A 21,955-nucleotide genomic window follows, 5' to 3' on the forward strand; every position below is an offset into this window, starting at 1 on the left:
CATGCCATGGCAGTAGCCGACGAGATCGATCGATACCGCGCCGATGCCGCCTCGGCGTGGGCCGAGGCGGCATCTCCTTCAAAGCTGACGCTTAGAAGCTCACGTTCAACGTCATCCGTGCACCCTGATCCCTGGCGCCGCTGGCGAACTGGCCGAGGTAGCTGGCATCCACACTGACGTTCTTCGCCAGCTTGAAGTCGATACCCAGGTCGGCGGCCAACGCATGCCGCGCCACCGGCATGCCGCTGATCGCGAAGCTGCTGCCGCCAGCCACGAAGCGCATCGTGGTGACCGGCGCCAGATCGCCCCAGGCTTGCTGCCAGCCGAGGCTGGCGTGGGCGTGGATGCCGCTGGCGGCATCCAGCGTCAGCGTGTCGCGCAGACCCAGCGTGGCGGTGTTGACCGACGCACTGTTGCCGGCGACCGCCAGAGCGGCGTTACCGCCGCCTTCCTGCAAGGCATCGCTGTGCACGCGCACCCGCGCCACGTTCACGAACGGCTCCAGCTGCTGGCTTGGGCTCACGTTGAACTGATAGCCGCCCTCCGCATAGACCTGCGCGGTCTGCGCATGGTGCTCGCTGCTCAGCCGGTCGCTGTAGCTGCCGAAACCGACTGTCCGACTGCTGTGCACGTCCTGCCACGAGTACGCGGCACCGCCGCGCAGCACGAACGCCCCGAACGCGGTGCTGCCATACAAGCCGACATGATCCCCGAGGACGTGGGCCGAGGAGCCCACGCTGTTCGACTGGATCGAACTCTGGCCGTGGCCGAGCACCGCACCCAGCCGGGCGTTGCCGCCCAGCGACATATCGGCGCCCACCAGCAAGCCACTGCCGTTGGCCTGCAGCAGCGCGGCATCGCCGTTATCGTCATGGCGTCCGCCGTGGCCCCAGGCACTGGTCCACACGCTGACGCCCTGGTCCGTCGTCCCTTCGGCACCGTCGTTCTGGCCCAGCAGGTGACGATTGATCGCATCGCGCACGTAACGGCTGTCGTCGACCAGCGCGGTGCCGGTACTGGCATGAATCACGCCGGAGAGCTGGTCGAACGCGTGCCGTGCCGTGGGGGCATCGAGCAAGGTCAACGCGGAGTACATCGGGCTGACGAAACCGAAACCGTTGGTCACGGTGGCCACGGCACGCTGGTTCGGCGTCTGCGCCACGCTGGCGAAGTTGATGTCGTTGCGCTGTAGCGACAGGTCCACCGCGTTGGCGGTGTAGCTCAGCACCGGATTGAGGAACACCAGGCTGGAGCTGGCGGAGGCAAACTGCCCACTGACGCCGCCGGCGGCGGTGACGATGGTGTAGTTGGTGCTCGGCGCCCAGTTGCCGGCCTGGCCCAGCACCACGGCGCTGCCGCCGAGGATGGTCGCCTTGCCGCCCACCGCCAGCAAGCTGGCCTGGCCGGCGGGGGTGGCGTCGATGTTCAGCACGCTGTTCGCCGCCTGGGTGTAGTTGCCCTGCACGGTGAGCGTGCCGATCGAACCGCCCGGCCACACGGTGCCGCCGTTGACCACGTTACCGCCGATGGTGCCGTGGCCACGCAGCGTGCCGCTGGCATTCACCTGCACGTTGCCGCCCAGGAAGGCCGAGGGCGTATTCGCGTCGCCCACTTCCAGCGTACCGGCACCGACCGTGGTGCTGCCGCTGAACGCGTTGTGTCCGTTCATCACCAGCAGGCCGTTGCCGCTCTTGGTCAGCGTACCGCTGCCGGCGATCGCGCCGGCGAACGTGCCCGCGTTGTTCTGGTTGAACACCAGCGCGGCGTTGTCGGTGATGTTGCCTTGCAGACTCGAAGCATCGCCCTGCAGCGTGCCCGCGCTGATCGTGGTGCCGCCGCTATAGGTATTGGCGCCGGTCAGCGTGAGTGTGCCGCTGCCGTTCTGGCTCAACGAACCGGTGCCGGAGATCACACCCGCCAGCATGCCTGCGCTGCTGAGGTCGGATACCAGGGCGCCGTTGTCGGTGATATTGCCGACGATGGAACCGGTGGTACCGCCGTTACCGAGTTGCAGCGTACCGCCGCTGATCGTGGTGCCGCCGATGTAGCTGTTGGCGCCAGTGAGGATCAATGTGCCGCTGCCGTTCTTGCTCAGCGAACCCGTGCCGGATACCGCGCCAGCGAGCGCGCCATTGGCGCCCTGATTGAACACCAGTGCGGCGTTGTCAGTGATGTTGCCCTGCAGGCTGGTGGTGTCGCCTTGCAGCGTGCCGCCATTGATCGTGGTGCCGCCGCGGTAGCTGTTGGCGCCGGTGAGGATCAAGGTCCCGCTGCCATCCTTGCTCAGCGAACCCGTGCCGGATACCGCGCCGGCGAACGTACCGTTGCTGCTCTGGTTGAAATCAAGCGTGGCGTTGTCGGTGATGTTGCCCTGCAGGCTGGAAGTATTCCCGCGCAAGGCGCCCGCGTTGATCGTGGTGCCGCCGCTATAGCTGTTCGCGCCGGTCAGCGTGAGTACGCCGCTGCCGTTCTGGCTCAGCGAACCGGTGCCGGAGATCACCCCGGCCAAAGTGCCTGCGCTGCTGAGGTCGGATACCAGGGCGCTGTTGTCGGTGATGTTGCCGGCGAGGCTGCCGGTGCTGCCGCCGTTGCCGATCTGCAAGGTGCCCGCGCTGATCACGGTATTCGCCGGTGCCAGATCGCTGTCCACGATCCAGTTGCCGGTGCCTTGCTTGGTCAGTGTGCCGGCGAAGCTGGTGGTGCCGGTCACCGCGGTGGAATAGAGCTGCGTGCCGGTACCGTCGAGCGTCAGCGTCGAGCCGGTGTTGCTGCCGATGTACAACGCGCCGATGAGGGTGCTGCCGCTGATCAGTGTCACGTGATTCACGTCGCCCGCGCTGAGCTGCACGTTACCCGTCAGCACGCCGGCGTTGGTCAGATTGACCGCGCCGCTGCCGAACACCGACACGCTGGCGTTGCCGCCGATGATGCTGGAACCGGCGGCGTTGGTGATCGTGCTGGCTCCGGCCAGCGCGATGCCCGTGTCGCCACCCTGGATGGTGGCGCCACCCTGGTTGGTGACCGTGCCACCTTGATGCAGGATCACGCCGTAACTGCCGGCGCCGGTGCCGCTGATGCTGGCCCCGCCCTGATTGATGATCGTGCCGCTCTGCGACATCCGCACCGCGACGGAGTCGCCGCTGATGCTGGCGCCGCTCTGATTGATCAGCGTGCCGCCCTGGATCATCAGGACGCTGTCGTACGTACCACCATGGATGCTGGCGCCGTTCTCGTTGGTCACCTGGCTCGGGCTGCCATCGGTGACCAGGGCATAGCCGGCACCGTCGATGCGGCTGGTGTTGCCGGTATTGATGACCGTGCCGCCGGTGTGCAGCCACAGGCCGATCACGCCGCCCGCGATGCTGCCGCCATCGTGGTTGAGGACCGTCGCCATGCCGCCGGTGGCGTTCACGCCGATATCGCCCGGGTTTGTGTGCGAGATGGTGCCGGCGTTGTCCAGGGTGCTGCCGTTGTTGACCGCAATCGGGTTGGCCAGCGTGACGCCGCTGTCCACTTTCAAGGTGGCGCCCTGGTGGGCGGTGTTGTCCACCGTCACGCTGTCGGTGCCCAGTGCCGCGTTGTTGGCCACCTCCAGCGTGCCACCGTTGATCGTGGTGCCGCCGCTGTAGGTGTTGGCGCCAGCGAGCACCAGCGTGCCCAGGTCGCTCTTGGTCAGGCCGTCGGTGCCGGCGATGACGTTGTCGATCGTGGCGGTATAGCCCGCACCGGCCGTGCTGCCGTCACCCACACGGATGACCGGTGCCGTGCCGTTGCTGCCGACCAGGGTCAGCGTGTCGCCCGTGAGGGTGTAGCCGTTGCTGGCGAACTGCAGGCCTGTGGCGCTGACCGCGCCGGCGCTGCTGTCCACTGTCACCGTGCCCGGCGCACCGCCGAAGATCGCGAAGCCCGGTTGCGGCTGCATCACTGCCGAAACACTGCCGGTGGCGTCGGTCCAGTTTGGCGACGCAGTCGTCCAGCTGCCGTTGCCGCCACCCATCTGCGACGCGCTGGCCAGGCCGTTGCCGTTCCACAGGTTCAAGGTCAGGCCGCTGGTGTTGAGCAGGTTGATCTGCTTGCTCGTGGCGAGGGTCTGGATCTGGTACTGGCCTGCGGGCGTGCTGCCCAGACTGATCCCACCGTTGGTTTCGGTCAGCGTGCCGCCGTAGGTGAACAGGTTGTACAAGCCCGGGCCGAAACCGCCGGCATCGGTGACATTGAGCGTGGCGCCGTTGAGGGCTAGGTTGCCGCCCACGGTGACGCTGTCGCCGGTGCCGAAGGTCTGGAAGTTCGCGCCCGGTGCGCCGAACTCATAGTCGAGCACGCTGCCTTGCGCAAAGCTCGCATTGCCGCCGATGGTGAGCGTGCCGATGCTGCCGCCGGGCGACAGATGCGCGCCGCTGGCGACATCCACATTGCCGCCGATGGTGCCGTGGCCGCCCAGCGTGGCGCCGCTGTCGACGCTGACATTGCCGGCGATCGATGCGCCGGTATGGGTGCTGTCGCCGACCAGCAGCGTGCCGTTGGCCACCGTGGTGCCGCCGCTGTAGGTGTTGCTGCCGTCGAGTACCAGCAGGCCGCTGCCGGTCTGTGTGAGCGAGCCGCTGCCGCTGATGACGCCGGCGAAGCTCACCGCATCGCTGCGGTTGAAGGACAGCGCGCCGTTGTCGATCACGTCGCCCACGATCGAACCGCCGGTGCCGCCGTTGCCGATCTGCAGCGTGCCGGCGCTGATCGTGGTGCCGCCCGTGTAGGTATTGCTGCCGGTGAGGGTCGTGGTGCCCGTGCCGATCTGGTTGAGCGAACCGGTACCGCTGGCCGCGCCAGCGAAGCTCACCGCATCGCTGCGGTCAAAGGCCAGTGCGCCATTGTCGATCACGTCGCTGGCGATGGAGCCGCTGGTGCCGCCATTGCCGACCTGCAGCGTGCCCGCATCGATCGTCCAGAATGTGCTGGCCGCCACCGCACCGGTGAGCGTCCAGGTGCTGGCGCCGGTCTTCTCGTACGTGTTGAAGCCCTGGTACTGGGCGCCGCTACCGAGCGCATCGACCGATCCGTTCAAGGTCGCGTCGACGTTGCCGCCGAGAACGAACGTATCGCCGCCGTTGGTCGTGCCACTGCTGCTGACCACGTTGCCGCCGAATGCATAACCGGCATCGATCTCCAGCGTGTTGCCGCCGCCGCTGAAATCGACCGCGTCGGCCTGCACGCCGCTGGCGCTCAAACCGCCCGCAATGCTGCCCGCGTTGATGACGGTCGCGCCGCCGCTGGCAACCACACCTGCACCGCCGACGCCCCCAACACCGTTGCTGCCGCTGGCTGCGCCGTTGGCGGTTCCTGCGTAACCCATCGTGCCGCCATTACCGCCGGTGATCGTACCGGTCGCAGCGTTGGTGAGGCTGAGGCCCGCGCCGCTGACACCAGCGCCACCCGTACCGCCGTTGCCGCCATTGCCCGCGGCAATCGTGGTGCCGGCACCATCACCACCGAGGCCGCCCATGCCGCCATTGCCGCCTGTGATGATGGCGGTATTGGTCACGGTAAAGCCCGTGCCGTCGACACCGTCACCGCCCATGCCGCCGTCACCGCCATGGCCGGTGGTACCAGGCAAGCCACCTGCACCTGAGCTGTTGCCGAGCGACCCGACCACGCCAGTGCCGCCCGTACCGCCGCTGCTACCCGTAACAACGCCGGCATTGGTCAACGTGAAGATGCTGCCGGTGACACCCGCGCCACCGATACCACCAGTGCCGCCGTAACCACCGTTGCCGCCGTTACCGCCACTACCGCCACCGGACGTGTAACCGCCGCTGGCGCCAAAACCGCCATTGCCGCCATTGCCGGCCACGCCGCCCACGATCACGCCGTTGTTGGTTGCCGTGAAGCCAGCACCGCTGACACCCGCACCGCCATCACCGCCGACACCGCCCGCGCCACCGCTACCACCGGTGCCAGCCGTGCCGGTAGCGGTTTGGCTACCCCAGGTAGCCGCGTTGCCGCCGTTATTGCCGTTGCCGCCAGTGCCACCGATAACGCTGCCAGCATTGGTGAGGGTGAACTGGGTGCCACTGACACCGCTGCCACCGGCGCCGCCTGCACCACCCGCACCACCGTTGCTGCCATTGCCCGCAACCCCCGCGTACGACATGCCACCGGCTCCACCCCAGCCGCCCTGGCCACCTTGGCCGCCGTCACCACCGGTGATCACGCCGCCATTGGTCAACGCAAACGATGCGCCGGTTACCCCGGCGCCGCCCATACCGCCGACGCCGCCACTGCCGCCCATGCCTCCGTTACTGCCATTGCCGGCAGTGGCCCCTTCGGAGTAATCGCCATAGCCACCATAGCCACCTCGTCCCCCCGCACCACCTGCACCACCGACGATGGAAGCGTCAGTTGCGTTCGTAAGCGTGAAATAACTGCCGCTGACCGCTGCGCCGCCCACACCGCCAGCGCCGCCGGTACCACCAACCCCGCCCACGCCGCCGCCTGCATAATTACCGCTAAAGCCACCACCGCCACCGTAGTAGGTGTTGCCACCCGCGCCGCCCGCGCCGCCGTTTATTTGGCCGGTGTTGGTCAGCGTGAATCCGTTGCCAGTAACCCCAACGCCACCGCTACCGCCGCTTCCGCCGTTACCGCCATCGCCACCATTGCCGACAGGAGCACTCGAATCGATGTAGCCGAAACGACCACCCCTGCCGCCGTAACCGCCAGCACCACCGGTACCACCCGAAATCTGGCCCTGGTTAGTGACCGTGAAGCCTGTGCCGGCGATGGCATCGCCGCCCGCACTGCCGTCGGCGCCGTTGCCGCCAGCGGTCGGCAGCGTCGAGCCACTGCGGTTATAACCATTTGAACCGTAGGCACCCGTGTTACCCGAGCCTCCAGTGACCGATACATTGGCACCTACTCCCAGGGTGGTGCCCGAGGCCATGGTGAAGCCGCCGGTGAAGGTGCTGCCGGCGCCGGCCAGATCCAGTTCGCCACCCAGCACCGACCACGCCTCGCTGAGGCCCGCGGTGCCGGTCAGCGTCCATGTGCTGGCGCCGGTTTTTTCGTAGCTGGCGAAGCCCTGGTATTGCGCACCACTATTCAGTTCGCCCAACGAACCGCTGAGCGTGGCGTTGGTGTCGCCACCGAGATCCAGCGTATCGCCACCATTGGTCGTGCCACTGCTGCTGACCACATTACCGGTGATGGTGGAGCCGGCTTCCAATACCAACAGGTTACCGCCGCCACTCAAATCGATCGCATCGGCTTGCGCACCGTTGCCCATGCCACCGGCGATGCTGCCGCTGTTGGTCAACGTGGAACCACCCGTCGAGATCACACCCACGCCGCCGGCGCCATTCGTGCTGCCGCTACCACCGTTCCCACCGGCAATGCTGCCGGTATTGGTCAGCTGTAACGCCGAACCGGTGACGCCTGCGCCACCGGCGCCGCCCGCACCGGCCACACCGTTGCTGCCAAAGCTGCCTCGCTGGCTGGGGCCGCCGCGAGAGCTATATCCGCCGATACCACCCGTACCGCCCGTGCCACCGGCGCCGCCTGCGCCACCCTGGATGCTGCCGCTGTTGCTCAGCGTCAACGCGGCACCGCTAACACCCGCTCCGCCGTTACCACCCGCACCGCCGTTGCCGCCATTGCCGCCGGCACCACCATGCGCGTACTTGGAACCACCACCATTGCCGCCGTTGCCGCCATTGCCACCTCGGCCGCCGGCACCGCCAAGGATGCTGCCCGCATTGGTCAATGTGAAGCTCGCCCCACCCACGCCCGACGCGCCGATACCGCCCTGCGCACCGTTGGCGGCAGCGAAGGTATCGCCGCCATTGCCCAGATTGTCAAAGCCGCCCGGGCCGCTGGATCCGCCATTGCCGCCGGCACCACCCGCGCCACCGGCAACGCTGGCGTTGTTGGTAAACATGAAGCCTGATCCGTACACGCCCGCGCCACCACTCGCGCCGAGACCCGCGGCACCCGCCGCGCCACCGTGCGGATTCTCGCAACAGCTCGATCCGGCGTTGCCGCCATTGCCGCCATTACCACCGGTGCCGCCCAATCCACCGCCGACCTGGCTGTTGTTGATCAGCGTGAACCCGTTGCCGCTGGCGGCTACCCCGCCAGTGCTGCCATCGGTACCGGCGCTGCCGTCTCCACCACCGGTGTTGTAGCCACCAGAGCTGCCGTCGCTACCGCTAGCACCGTTGTCGCCGCCAGGGCCCGCGGCACTAATGCTTGCAATGGCATCGCCCACCGCCAACGTCGTGCCCGTCGCCAGCGCGAAGCCGCCGCTGAACGTGCTCGCATCGCCCAGCAGATCGAGTTCGCCACCGTTGACCGACCACAACCCACTGGCATTCGCATTGGCACCCGTCAGACTCAGCGTGCCGTCGCCCGATTTGCTCAGACTGCCGCTGCCGGCAACGGCTCCGCTCAACGTCAGGGTCGTACCGGTATCGGTGGCGATGCCGCCGCCGGAAGCGCCCAGCATCAGGTTGCGTGAGGAAGTGAAACTTGCCGAGGTCTCCAGCGTGCCGCCGTTCAAGGTGAGGCCGCCGCTGATGTCGCCCAGATTATTGTCCGCGCCGACCGACAGCACGCCACCGTCGATCGTGGTGCCACCGGTATAGGTGTTGGTGCCAGTGAGAGTGAGCGTGCCGGTGCCGATCTGATTGAGCGAACCGGTACCGCTGACCGCGCCAGCGAAACTCACCGCGTCGCTGCGATCAAATGCCAGCGCACCGTCGTCGATCACATCACCCATGATCGAGCCGGCGGTACCGCCATTGCCAAGCTGCAACGTGCCCGCGTTGATCGTGGTGCCACCGGTGTAGGTGTTGGCGCCAGTGAGAGTGAGCGTGCCGGTGCCGTCGCCACTGAGCTCCAGCGTGCCCGGCGAACCGCCGTCGGCGATCGTGCCGCTGAGGGTTTCGGTCTGGCCGCCGCTCAAGGTGACGGTGGGATCGCCGTTGAGGGTGAAGCTGTTGGCGATGTCGAGACCGTCGGCCACGAAGGCCAGGGTGGTGCCGGCAGCCATGTCGACGTTGCCGGTACCCAGGGCGCCGCTGTTGCCTGCGACCAGCGTGCCGCCACCGATGGTGGTACCACCCGTATACGTATTGTCCGCGGTGAGGATCGTCGTACCTGCCAGCGCATCAACCGCGCCGTTGCCGGTGATGGTCGGTGCGAACGTGTAGCCGGTGCTGGTGTGGTTGAACACCAGGGTGCCGCTACCCGAACCAAATCGCACTTGGCCATTGCCGCTGGTCACCGCGCCAGGTGCAGCGGCCGCGTCGCCTGCGGCCGCACCGATATTCAGCGTACCGGTCGAGCCGTCATTGCCGATCACGATGTCCGGCGCCGACACCGTCGCGCCATCGGCGATGGTCAGCGTGCCGGTGGCGTTGTGCGTGCCGACAGCCAGCTGCGCACCCGTCTCGACAATGGACGATCCCGCGCCGGTTACCGTCACGACACCCGTGGACCCGGCACCATCGCCAATCGAAAGATATTGACTGACGTTGACCATGCCACCGGCGGACACGTTCAACGTGCCCACGCCCAACTGGCCCACGTTCAAGTATCTCAGGGCATTTACCGTGGCACCGCTCGTGACGTTGAGCGTACCCGTATCCCCTGCATTGTTGCCGAGGTTCAACTCGGCGGTGCTGGTGATCGTTGCACCGTTGCTCACGTTCAGCGTACCGGTACCGTTGCTACCCACAAGGAATGGTGCGGCGCTCGTCGCGGTGACGCTCGAACCACTGCCGTCGACGTTGAGTGTGCCGTTGTCGACGACCGTGGCGGTATTCGCCACGCTGCCGCCATTGGTGATCGCCAGCGTGCCGCTGTCGATGGTGGTGCTGCCGCTGTAGGTGTCGGCGCCGGTGAGCGTGAGCGTGCCGCTGCCGATCTTGGTCAGCGCGCCGCCGGCGCCGCCATCCTGGATCACGCCACCGATGACGTCGTTGGTGTTCAGGCCGCCCAGGGTCAGCGTGTTGGCGCCGAGACTGATCACGCTGCCCGCGCCGCCGGAGACTTCACCAATGCCGACGCCGCCGGTGTGTCCGCTGATGTCGAGGATGCCGCCCGTGCCGTTGTCGATCGTCGCGGTGTCGCCAGTCGAAGTGCCGGTGAACAGTACGGTGCCGCCGAGAATCTGGTTGCCGTTGGCATCCGAGAGCGCGCCGGCGACACCGCCAACGCCTGCACCGTTGCTCATGCTCACGCCGTTGTGGATCGTCGCCGTGCCCGCGCTGGACGAGCCGCCGAATGTGACCGTGCCGCCGCGAATCGTATTGTTGCTGACAGCGACGTTGCCGCCGCTGATGTTGTTGCCGATACCGTCGTTATTTCCGCTCAGCGTGACACCGTTGTTGATGGTCGCGTTGCCGGCGTTCGCACTGTCATTGAAGCTGAGCGTGCCGCCGCCGAGCGTGTTGCCGGTGACGTTGACGGTGAAGTTGCCGTTGCCGAGTCCGTCGCTGTTGCCGATGCCATTGTCGGTGCCGCCGCCGCTCACCACGACACCATTGTTGAGCGTCGCGTTGCCGGCGTTCGCGCTGTTGTTGAAGCTGAGCGTCCCGCCGACCAGCGTGTTGCCGGTGACGTCGACGCTGCCGGTGAGATAACTGTTGCTGGCGTTGTCGCCGTTGCCGATGCTGGTGGCGCCGCTGCCCAGCACGACACCATTGTTGAGCGTCGCGTTGCCGGCGTTCGCGCCACCGTTGAGGCTGAGCACGCCGCCGGCCAGCGCCTGATTGGTGAAGCTGATGGAGCCGGCGCCGCCGTTACAGTTACCGATCCCGTAGCAGGATGCGCCGTTGTCGTTGATCCCGTTGGCAAGGGTCTGGCTGGCCAAGGCGGCATCGGTCAATGCGACGATGCCGGTGTTGTTCACGGCGTCGCCGAATGTGCCGGTGCCGGTGAGATTGAGAGTGCCGGCGGCATCGACCGTCACACCCCCGGTGCCCAGTGTGTTCACGTTGGTCGCATTCAGTGTGCCGGCACTGATCGTCCACGGCGTGATCGCTGCCGTCACGCCAGTCAGCGTCCAGGTGCTGGTGCCGGTCTTGAGGTAACTGCTGAAGCCGGTGAACTGGGAGCCTATATTTGTAACGCTAAAGCTGGCGTTGGCGGTGCCACCCAGAGCGAGGACGTTGCCCTTCCCCGAGGCCGATGCCACGTTGCCAGTGAAGCTGTAGCCGTTGTCCAGTTCGAGCGTGTTGTTGCTGCCGATGATGTCCACCGCATAGTTGCGGCCGACGCCGGCGCCGTTCAGACCGCCGCTGACGCTGCCAGCCACGATCAAGGTGTTGTTGTTGCCGGAAATGCCGATGCCTACAGCGCCGGCGCCAGCCGTATTGCCCGCACCTCCGTTGCCACCGGCGATGGTGCCCGTGGTGTTTATCGTGTTGCTGTCGCCAGTGACGCTGACACCCGCGCCGCCGCCGCCACCCGCCTTGTAGGAATCTGCGCCTGCACCGGCCGCGCCACCAGCCCCGCCCATGATGGCTCCGGAGTTCGACACCATGTTGGAGGTGCCGCCGATGCTGAGGCCCATTCCGCCGCCGCCGCCACCTGCCGCATAGCCCAGTCCAGCGTCCCCGTTGCCACCGATGCCGCCGGCGCCGCCAATGGTCGTTCCATCGTTGGTGAGTGTCGAACTGCCCAAGGCGAAACTGACACCCGCGCCGCCGCCGCCGCCGCCACCGCCACCAGCACTGGAATAGGAGCCGCCGTTGCCACCGGCACCTCCCGTGACAAGGACACCAGCGCCTACCGTCAAGCTTCCTGTGGCAACGAGTGCGGCGTTTCCGCCGCTGCCACCCGCCGCCGTATTGCCACTAAATTCCAGGCCACCGCCGCCACCGCCGCCGTAAATGCCACCACCACCGCCCCCGCCACTGAAATCACTGGCCCTGCCGCCATTACCTCCAAAAGCGGTACCTGAGCCACCTGATGCTCTACTGCCATTGATCCCGGCTCCGCCGCCGCTGCCGCCGCCCGTCCCGCTGCCAACGCCACCAGCTGATGGTGGATAACCTGCCGCGCCGCCATTCGTACTCGTCGTCCCGTTGCACGACGTACTGATCGTCCCCGATGTCGTGGTGCAGCTTTGCGCCCAGGTCGGCAACGCGACGGTTCCCAACGCCAGACCCAACGCGGCAACCAGCATGCGCACGCGCAGATTTGCGGCCGGCGATGCGGCTACGCCACCGACAACGACGCCGCCCGGCGCGCTCGCCAGCTCCGAAACCACTTGAGGCACACCCAAGGTGCGGTTGAAGACGATGCGGTAGATACGGTTCATTGGTGTGGCCCCTGAGTTGTAGCGTGGCGAAACAAGCCCGCTTGAAAATGGCGTAAGTGGTCGCCGGACCAGGTCAAGCCGGGTCCGGTAAGAAGTGACTGGAAAGAGGGATACCGGCGACTCTTCGCCGAACAGAAGATGGCTGCTAGATGACCTGCACCCCGCGCAGGTTGAGTGCGGGGTCGCGCCAGAAGGCGTCGTTCTCGAAACGGCGGAACACATCCGGCGGCAATACGCTACGGCGTTCGCGTGCCTCGATCTTTCTGCGCACGGTATGCAGCCCCGGCGTGCCGGCGCGCAGGTCGAACTCGTCGGCGTTGTAGCTGACGTTGTCGAAGTCGTGCGCAAACGCCGGCTCGCCAATGAAGTCGTAGATCGCCTTCAGTGCACCAGCAGGATCGCTCACCAGCGTCTCGTACTGCAGCAGCATCAGGTTCGCGGTGTCTTCGCCGTAATACGCTTCCTTCAGCGCGTTGTAGGCGAAGCCGACCATGCCGTCGCCGTTGGCGAGCCCCTCGCTGCGCGAGTAGACCGTGCCGCCGGGCTGGTAGTTGAAGATGGACGACGGCTGGAAGGCGTTGCGGCGGACCAGCTGCTCGATGCTGTCGATGATCCACGGCATATGGCGCACGCAGGCGATCACCTTGGCCTCGGGAAAAAGCTCCTTCAGGATGCGTAGCTTGCTGCACCAGACGCGGTTGGTATCGAACAGCACCTCGGCGGTGAATTCCGGGCCGTAGTAGTCGTCGAAAAGGCCTTCCAGAATGCGGCGGCGCTGCGCGTCGGTGATAAAGACCGAATATTCGTTGCGGCCGCTCATCTCACCTTGCAGCGTATTGAACAAGCCGCCGACGGGGCCGCTCATGCCCGCGTGGAAACGGGTGTTCTGGCGCAGGAGACCTGCCAGCAAGGTCGAACCAGATCTCGGCAAGCCCGAGATGAAGTGAATACTGCGCAAGCCGTTCCTCCAACCGTATTTCGATGGAAAGCAAACAAAGCAACGGACGCATCGGACCTGCGTGCAGAGAGTGATTTGCAACGCACTCGTCCACGCACAGAAGCCGGCTTTTTTTCAATGATGGAGACAGCACGACCATCACTCGCTAGCAAATACGAGGTTTACTGTCAGCGACATACATCACAGTTATCGAATACTAAGCGGAGGGCGTCGGAAGCAACATGTCTGTGCGTCGCATTCTCGGTACGCAGATGCCGGAATCGCACCTTCCGGACGAACGCGGCCTCAGTCGAGCTCGGTCAGGCTATGGGCCCAGCGCCGTGTCATGAAATCGATCGACGGGTTCTGCGCGCCCCGTATGCTGGCCGCGCGGTAAGCGCCCGGTGCAACACCGAAGGCCTGCTTGAACAGACGGCTGGCATGGCTCTCGCCGGAGAAGCCCGACAGCGGCGCCAGGTCGGCCAGCGATTGACTGTCGTACGCCCTGTCATCCAGCCATTCGCGCAGCTGCTGCAGCCGACGCAGCTGGATGAAGCGAATCACGCCGCCCTGGGACTCGAACAGGCGATACAGGCTCGCGCGCGAGATGCCCGTTGCCATAACGATGTCCTGCACCGACAAGTCGCGGGCACCGAGACGCGCCTCGATCGCGCGCTGGGCCGCTTCGCGCCGCGCATACTCCAGCCGGTAAAAGTCGGAACGCGCGCCGGTGCCGCCCGGGTTGATCGCTATCGAGAGCAAGTCCACCAGCGTGCGCGTGATGGCGGGTTGGGCACCAGGCGGCAGACGAGACGCCTGTTCGACCAGCGCACGCAGCAACGCGCCCAGCAGCGCTCCGTCCTGCGCCCCGATCCGAACACCATGCAGACCGTCGAGACTGCCGGCAGCCGCCCGCACAGCGTCTCGCGCCAGGCTGACCGTAATGAGGCGCACGGCACGAGCACCGCTCTCCATGGCCTCGCAGGTATCGAGCAGCAAAGTCTCTCCCGGAGCGACCGGCACCGCCGCACCATGAGGACCGCCGACCAGCTCGCCACTGACCACCTGATGCAGCACGAAGTGATCGAACCCGTCCTGCGCCACCCGCTCCCGGCGACGGTGGCGCATGCCGCCGTACTCCCTGTCGAACAACAGCATCCGATCCAGCCGCCAGCTGCGGACGCGGGCAAAAAACGGATCCGCCGTACGCTCCACATCCGTACCCATGGCATAGAGGTCGCAGTAACGCGCAAAGGCAACACCCGGCGCGTATCCCGCGCTGTCGAACGCGAACATCTCGCTCACCCGGCAGCCTCCACCACCGCGCCGCGCCAGCCCGCGCGCGCCAGCAACGCCGACACGATGCCAAAAGCCGCCGCGCCCGCGCACACGAGGTACAAGGCAGTGGACAGGCCACGACCGCCCATGCCGATGCCGTCGCTGATCAGTCCTGCGAAGAACGGCCCCAGTCCCACGCCCAGCACCGTGATGAAGGCGAGAAACAGGCGCAGCCCCGCATCGCGCAGCGGCGCGGGCAGTATCGAAGGCAGCCCTGCCAGCGCGGCTACAGCCGCGACGTCGCCGACCAGATAGGTGAGCGTCAGGAAACCGCAGGCCGCCGCCGCCGACGAGGCTCGCAACACCGCCCAGAGCAAGGGGACGGTTAGCAGCAGCGCGCCGGCCACGACGACCATCGGGGTCAATTTTTTCCGGCGCATATCGACCAGGATGCCGGCAATGAGATGACCCAGTGGCGCGGTGACCAGCAGTGCCGCGCCGAAGACGAGCGCCGCGGTGGCGGGCACCAGCCCTTCCTCGCGATGCAGCACCGAAGGTGCCCATGCGCCGATGGTCTGCACGATCAATACACTGGCTCCGGCGCCGCAAAAATACGTGCATATCAGCCCTGGACGCCGCCGAAACGCGGCCAGTATCTGCCCGGGAATCGCCACGGGAGGCGCCGCCGCCGGTGACCACTCGGCGCGGCGCAGCAGCATGAGCATAAGAATGAGGTTCGGCGCCGCCATGAGCAGGAACAGCAGACGCCAGTGCGCGAGGCCCAAAGCGGGAACCCACCGGGCGAGCAGAGCCAGCGCCCCACCGCCTCCAAGGAGGGCTACGCTGCGTCCGACCGCCGCCGCCGCTGTAAACACGGCCATCGAACGGGCTCGCCACTGCGGCGCCGAGCCTTCCACGATCAAGCCCAGCGCCAGCGGCACGAAGGCCGCCTGTCCCAGCCCCACCAGCGCGCGGGCAGCGACCAGCACGCCGAATGATTGTCCCAGTGCGAAAGCCGCCATGCCGAGCACCCATAGGGCGACACAGCCCGCCAGCAGGCGAAAACGATGCCGCGAGCTCGCCAATGGCCAGCTCGCAAGCATGCCGACGACATAGAGCAGGACGAAGGCCGGACCATCCAGCACACCCAGCTGGGCGTCCGAAAGACCCAGATCGGATTTGAGCAACGGCGCCGCCACGGCAGGCAGATTGCGGTCGGCGAAAGCCGCACAATGACCGAGGGCGAGCAGGCAGATGAGCGAAGCGGAGATACTCCCCGACATTGAACGAGAGTTGGGCAACGGCATTTTTCTCGGATCGAAGATGAGGGAACGGATCGAGAGTCGCGATGATTCTTGCCCCAGGTGATTCACCTGCGCGGCGGCAACTTAAGCACTGTTCGTGCCATGCCGATGTTCAATTGTGATTGGCATCACACTTTGTTCTGCTGACGGGGGTGGCGGAAGACACCGGATTGTGGTGCCCCGCGAGGTCACCTTGTGACCTTCGACTGACGTGATGCGGAGGCCGCGGCGTCGACGTGACCGGCTGATCCCTGGCCATCTTTCCAACTCCCTCAACGCGCCAGTCGCCCATCAGCACCGCGGGCAGGCCCCCTATCGGCCTCCGGGAAAAAAAACGAAAAACCGGCTGGAGGATTTATGTATTTTCAAGCCGCGCACCGCGTGCAAGGCTCGATGCTCTCTGGCGATCGAAGGACCGAAAGTGAAGCGTCTCCTGCTTGGCATGATCGGCGGACTGGTCTTTTCCATCGCTCACGCCTCCGTGACCGTCAAGGAAGTCAGCTACCGCGGCGACGATGGCAGCCCGGCTCTTTCACCGATGCAGTACCGCAACCCGGTGCTGGCCGGCTTTTATCCCGACCCTTCGGCGATCCGGGTCGGCGACGACTTTTACCTGGTCAACTCCTCGTTCGGGTATTTCCCCGGACTGCCGATCTTCCACAGCCGCGACCTGGTGAGCTGGACGCAGATCGGCAATGCGATCGACCGTCCCGGCCAGATCGACTTTGGCCATCATGAGTTGACCCGCGGCTTGTTCGCCGCCTCGATCAGCCATCACGGCGATACGTTCTACATCAGCAATACCTGCTTCTACTGCGATGGCGGGAATTACGTCATCACGGCAAAAAATCCGGCCGGCCGTGGTCCAACCCTGTCTGGCTGGACATCGAAGGCATCGATCCCTCGCTGTTCTTCGATGACGATGGCAGCGCCTGGCTGGTCAACAACGGTCTGCCCGAGGGCAAGCTGCGCTATGAGGGGCACCGAGCAATCTGGATTCAGCAGTTCGATGTGTCCTCAATGAAATTGGTCGGGCCACGCAAGGCGATCGTCGATGGAGGCGCGAATCCCGCGGCCAGGCCGGAGTACATCGAAGGCCCGCATCTGTTCCGCCACGACGGTTATTACTACCTGAGCGCGGCCGAGGGCGGTACCGGCGAGCAACATGCGGAGATGGTCTTTCGCGGCCGCGTCGTCACCGGCCCTTACGAGCCTTGGACCGGCAACCCGGTGCTCACCCAGCGCGATCTTCCCGCCGACCGCGCCCTTCCGGTGACGTCGACGGGCCACGCGCAATTTGTCGAATTGAAAGACGGTTCCTGGTGGGCGGTCTTCCTGGCGACCCGTCCTTATCGCGGGAACCAATACAACCTGGGCCGCGAAACCTTCCTGCTGCCGGTCACGTGGCGCGACGGCTGGCCGGTGATTCTTGCGCACGGCGAACGCGTGCCGCTGGTGGAACAGCGCCCCGCGCTGCCGCGTGATCCACGGGCGACGCCGATGAGCGGCGCATTCCATTGGACCGAACGCTTCCGTGCGCCAACGTTGCCGATGCCGTGGATGACGATCAACGTTCCGCATCGGCCCTGGTTCGCCACCGGCAGCGACGGGCTTCGCATCGAGCCTTCGGCGACGCCGCTGAGCAGTTACGAGTCGGGCCAGCCCGCCTACATCGCCCACCGGCTGCAACACCACAAGGCCATCATCGACATCCGGCTGGATGGACGCGGCGTGACTGCCGGCGAACAAGCGGGACTCGCCTTGCTGCAGAACGAAACGCACTTTTATGCCGCGGGCGTGACACGCGACGCTGCGGGTAGCTCGCTGGTGCTCTATCGGCGCAACGGAAAGGACGGTCCGCCCGCCGGCGTTGCGCTGAGCCGTGTCGCTCTGCCCGATAACAAGACCTCCGTTTCCATCCGTTTCCGGCTGGATGGTCCGCGCCTCGACGTCTTCTACGCTGTAGACGCGAACGAATGGCACCCTCTGCTGCAGGGACTGGATGCCAGTCTGCTGAGCACCGCCAGCGCAGGCGGCTTCACCGGAGTGACGTTCGGTCCTTATGCGTATCGGCCGAATCCGGCCGACTGACACCTCGATCGCCACGCCTCAGAGCTTTGCGGGATCGATCACCACGTGCTTGATGCGCAGCCGCTTCCATGTGTAGACGATATGGACCTTTCCATCGCGGCCCTGGATGACCGCCGGATAGGAGAACTCGGCGCCGAGCGTGTCTTCCAGGGTCAGCACTTTCGTCCAGTGTTCGCCATCGCCGGAGACGGCGACGGCGAGCGTGCCGCGCCCGTCCCACCAATTCTTGCCGGACTGCGTGGGGTTGTAGACCAGCAGCGCGCGATGGTCGGCCAGCATCACCGCGTCGATGCCGGAATTCGGGTTCGGCAGCGAGAGCAGCTTCAGCGCCGACCACGTGCGTCCGCCGTCGCCGGAGCGCGTCGTGAAGAGATGGTTCTGCCGGGTGCGCCCGATCGCCTGCAGACCGCCGCCGCTCCATGCGAGCAGGCTGGGCTGGATCGCCTCGATCGCGTCGGAATTCGCGATGGGCGCACTCGACGTCCAGCTCCGGCCGTTGTCGGTGGAGCGTTCGAAGTGAATGCGCCAGCGACCCAGCTCGGTGCTTGAAGGACTGACGATGCTGCCGTCGGCCAGTTGCACCGGCTTGTCCTTGATCGGGCCGAGCACGCCATCGGGCAGCCGCTGCGCCGTCGACCAGTGCACGCCATCGTCGTACGACGTCTTCAGCATGCCCCACCAGTGCGCGGGATCGGCACCGACTTTGTAGAACAGCATCAGCGGGCCGCCATGCGGATGGAACAGCACGGGATTCCAGCTGGGCTGGCGGGATCCGTCCGGCTGCTCTCCGTTGGCCGCTTCGATCGGCGCGGTCCAGTGTCCGCCCTGCTGTCGCGCGAGCCAGATACCCACACCCGCATCGCGTTCCTGCTTGCCGCCGAACCAGGCAACGACGAGTCCCGACGGCGTGTCGACCAGCGCCGATGCGTGGCTTTGCGCCGTCGGTGGCGAAGCGCTGACGAACTCGCTCAGGACGATGGCATGCGTGTTCACCGTTGCTCCGACGCAAGGATACCCGGGCAGCAGAAAGCCGAGGCAACCGATGATTCGCGCTGCCTTTGGAATATCGATTTTACCGGTTGACATGCGCGCTAATTGCAACCTCTAATGGCCGAATCCATATGGACGTTTTTACGTCCATACAAAAAAATCCTGACCTGGAGTACATGATGCCGATCCCCCGCCGCTTTCTGCGCCAGGCTGCCGTGACCTGCGCCGCGCTGTGGGTCGGTACGGCGTCGGCGCAGAACTTCGCCGACGTGAAGCCGTCGCCCCAGCAGACGCACTGGCAGGACCTCGAATTCGGCGTCATCGTGCATTTCGGCACCAATACCTTCCTCGATCGCGAATGGGGCGACGGCACCGCCAGTCCCAAGGTGTTCGATCCCGACCGGGTCGATCCCGGCCAGTGGGCCAGCGCGGCCCGGGCCGCCGGCGCCCGCTACCTGGTGCTGGTGGCCAAGCATCACGACGGCTTCGCGCTGTGGCCGACCGATGAGAGCGATTACTCGGTCAAGGCCAGTCCGTGGATGCACGGCAAGGGCGACCTGGTGCGGATGACCGAACAGGCTGTACGCAAGCAAGACATGGAATTCGGCATCTACCTGTCGCCGTGGGATCGCCACGAACCGAAGTACGCCGATGCCAAGACCTACGACAAGTTCTACATCGCGCAGTTGAACGAGCTGGTCCAGCACTATGGGCCGCTGGCCGAATGGTGGCTCGATGGCGCCGGCAGCGCCGGCCACGTCTATGACTTCAAAAAGTACGTCGAGGAGCTGCGCACCTACCAGCCCAACACCATGATCTTTGCCGACGTGTCGCTGTTCGGCTACGGCGACATCCGCTGGGTCGGCCAGGAGGATGGCCACATCCGCGGCGAGAACTGGAACACGATCGATCGGCACGGCGAACTGCGCTGGCGTCCGGTGGAAGTGGACACGCCGCTGCACAAGTTGCAGTGGTTCTGGCATCCGGACAGCGACAAGACGCTGAAGAGCGTCGATGAGCTGGTCGAGATCTGGGAGAACAGCGTCGGCCTCGGCGGCCAGCTGATGCTGGGCATCGCACCGAACCGCCACGGCCTGCTGCCCGAGGCCGACGTCGCCCGGCTGAAAGCGTTCGGCGCGGCGCTGCAGGCGCGCTACGGCGCGGATAAGGACTTGGCCCGCCACCACACCTCCACCGACGCCAACGTCGCCGCCGCGCTGGACGGCGATCGCGACACCTTCTGGTCGGCGCCGGACGACTCGCATCAGGCGACGCTCGAAGTCGATCTCGCGCAGCCGGTGACAATAGACCATGCGCTCACCATGGAGTGGTTGAACGCGGGCCAGCAGGTGCAGAAATACGCAATCGAGGCATGGACGAACGGCGGCTGGACGACGGTGGCCCGGGCCGAAGCGATCGGCCACATGAAGATCGACCGCTTCGCGCCGGTGACCACGAGCAAGGTGCGCCTGCACATTCTTTCCAGCGTCGGCGCCGCGCGCATCCGCGAATTCCAGCTGTTCGACGTCGGCCGCTGATCCGGCGAAGTCCCTTGTAGGAGCGACTGTAGGAGCGACCCCACGTCAGCCGCGCAGCAGCTCGGGACGACGGTGATGCAGATCGACGATGAGTTCGCCGAACAGCGTGTTGGCCCAGGCGAACCAGGGGCGCGTGAAATGCGACGGATCGTCCTGGTCGAACGCCTCGTGCATGAAGCCGGTGCCGGCATCGGTGTCGCGCAGCCATGCAAGGGACTGGCGGATCTCGGCGGGATCGTCGCTGGTCAGCGCACGCATCATGATGGCCATAGGCCAGATCATGCGCAGGCCCTCATGCGGGCCGCCGATGCCTTCGGCCGCGGTGCCCCTGAAGAAATACGGATTGTGCTCGCTCCAGGCCAGCGCGCGGGTACGTCGATAAAGCGGATCCGTGCGTTCGCAGCAGCCCAGATAGGCCAGGCTCAGCAATCCCGGCGCATTGGCGTCGTCCATGAAAAGCTGGTTGCCGAAGCCGTCGACTTCGTAAGCCCACACCTCGCCGCCGTCGGCATCGCGCATGCGGCCATCGCGCTGCACCGCCTGCTCCACTTCGCTCGCCAGCGCTTCGCACTCGGTGGCGAAATTCCCGTCGTGATGAATGGCGCGGCTCATCTGCGCCAGCTGGCGCAGCACGACCACGGCGAACAGGTTGGCCGGCACGAACAGCGGATACAGGCATGCGTCGTCGGAGGGACGGAACATCGAATGGATCATGCCGTTCGGCCGGGTCGGATTGCCGTAGCCGCCGAGGAACTGGCTCTCGGTGGGAACCTGCGAAGTACGCTGAAAATGGTAGGGCCCCGGCCCGTGCTTGCGCTGCTGCTCGCGGAAAGTCTCGAGCACGCGCTGCATGGCCGCGCGCCAATCGTCGTCGAACGGCTCCGTGTCGCCGGTGGCCTGCCAGTAGCCGTGGGCCAGGCGGATCGGATAGCACAGCGAATCGATCTCCCATTTGCGTTCGCCCACACCCGGCTTCATGTCGGTCTGATCATGCCGCGCCCAGCTCAGCGGCGAGGCATGCGGATCGGGCATGAACGCGTTGGCATAGGGATCGAGCCGGATGCAGCTGGCCTGACGGCGGATCAGGCCGCGAAACAGCCGCCGCAGCGCGGGATCATTCCTGGCCAGCGGCAGGTAGGGATGCACTTGCGCCGACGAGTCGCGCAACCACATGGCATCGATGTCGCCAGTGATGATGAAAGTGTCCGGCTTGCCGTCGCGGGTGCCCAGCTCGACCGTAGTGTCCAGCGTGTTCGGGTAACAGTTCTCGAACATCCACGCCAGCTTCGGATCGCCGATCGCCGCCTTCACCGTCGCCAGCTGTTGCTCCACCGCCTCGCTGACGAACTTGCGCCGGCCCGGCAACGGCCGCTTGCTGGGGAACGGCGAACGCGCGCCCGCAATGGTGCGAGCCGGTATGACGCCGGCGAAAGCGCCCGAGACGGCAGCGGTGCCGATCAACTTGAGAATGTCGCGACGGGTGGGCATGGTGTCGATCTCC

At 66.0% G+C, this 21,955-nt stretch carries 7 protein-coding genes and 1 pseudogene; 2 read left to right on the forward strand and 6 right to left on the reverse strand.

Going from position 1 to position 21,955, the window contains the following annotated elements; all coding sequences use genetic code 11:
- Positions 1-91: 91 nt before the first annotated feature.
- From BUA26_RS20715 to BUA26_RS08185, 4 genes are all read right to left on the reverse strand, one after another.
- Positions 92-12,316: an autotransporter-associated beta strand repeat-containing protein gene (locus BUA26_RS20715; RefSeq protein WP_178368555.1), complete on the reverse strand. Its 12,225-nt coding sequence runs from the start codon at positions 12,314-12,316 to the stop codon at positions 92-94.
- Positions 12,317-12,461: 145 nt separating this feature from the next.
- Complete coding sequence (locus tag BUA26_RS08175) at positions 12,462-13,274, reverse strand: sulfotransferase family protein (RefSeq protein WP_072759399.1); 813 nt, start codon at positions 13,272-13,274, stop codon at positions 12,462-12,464.
- A 285-nt stretch (positions 13,275-13,559) separates the two neighbouring features.
- Complete coding sequence (locus tag BUA26_RS08180; RefSeq protein WP_255368243.1) at positions 13,560-14,549, reverse strand: helix-turn-helix domain-containing protein; 990 nt, start codon at positions 14,547-14,549, stop codon at positions 13,560-13,562.
- 5 nt (positions 14,550-14,554) lie between these two features.
- A complete protein-coding gene (locus tag BUA26_RS08185) occupies positions 14,555-15,814 on the reverse strand; it encodes an MFS transporter (RefSeq protein ID WP_072759403.1) in 1,260 nt (419 codons plus the stop codon).
- Positions 15,815-16,277: 463 nt separating this feature from the next.
- Here BUA26_RS08185 and BUA26_RS08190 point away from each other — a divergent pair.
- A pseudogene (locus BUA26_RS08190) lies at positions 16,278-17,926 on the forward strand (glycoside hydrolase family 43 protein).
- Between the two features lie 18 nt (positions 17,927-17,944).
- Here BUA26_RS08190 and BUA26_RS08195 read toward each other — a convergent pair.
- On the reverse strand, positions 17,945-18,919 hold the full coding sequence (locus BUA26_RS08195; protein ID WP_072759405.1) for a sialidase family protein: 975 nt from the start codon (positions 18,917-18,919) through the stop codon (positions 17,945-17,947).
- A 176-nt stretch (positions 18,920-19,095) separates the two neighbouring features.
- On the opposite strand from BUA26_RS08195, the gene BUA26_RS08200 reads away from it, so the two are divergent.
- Positions 19,096-20,454: an alpha-L-fucosidase gene (locus tag BUA26_RS08200; protein WP_255368207.1), complete on the forward strand. Its 1,359-nt coding sequence runs from the start codon at positions 19,096-19,098 to the stop codon at positions 20,452-20,454.
- 45 nt (positions 20,455-20,499) lie between these two features.
- Here BUA26_RS08200 and BUA26_RS08205 read toward each other — a convergent pair whose 3' ends face one another.
- Entirely contained in the window at positions 20,500-21,942 is a 1,443-nt protein-coding gene (locus BUA26_RS08205) for a glycoside hydrolase family 125 protein (protein ID WP_072759409.1), read from the reverse strand.
- Between the last annotated feature and the right edge of the window lie 13 nt (positions 21,943-21,955).

It is taken from the genome of Rhodanobacter sp. OK091, from assembly GCF_900142825.1.
Classification (GTDB): domain Bacteria; phylum Pseudomonadota; class Gammaproteobacteria; order Xanthomonadales; family Rhodanobacteraceae; genus Rhodanobacter.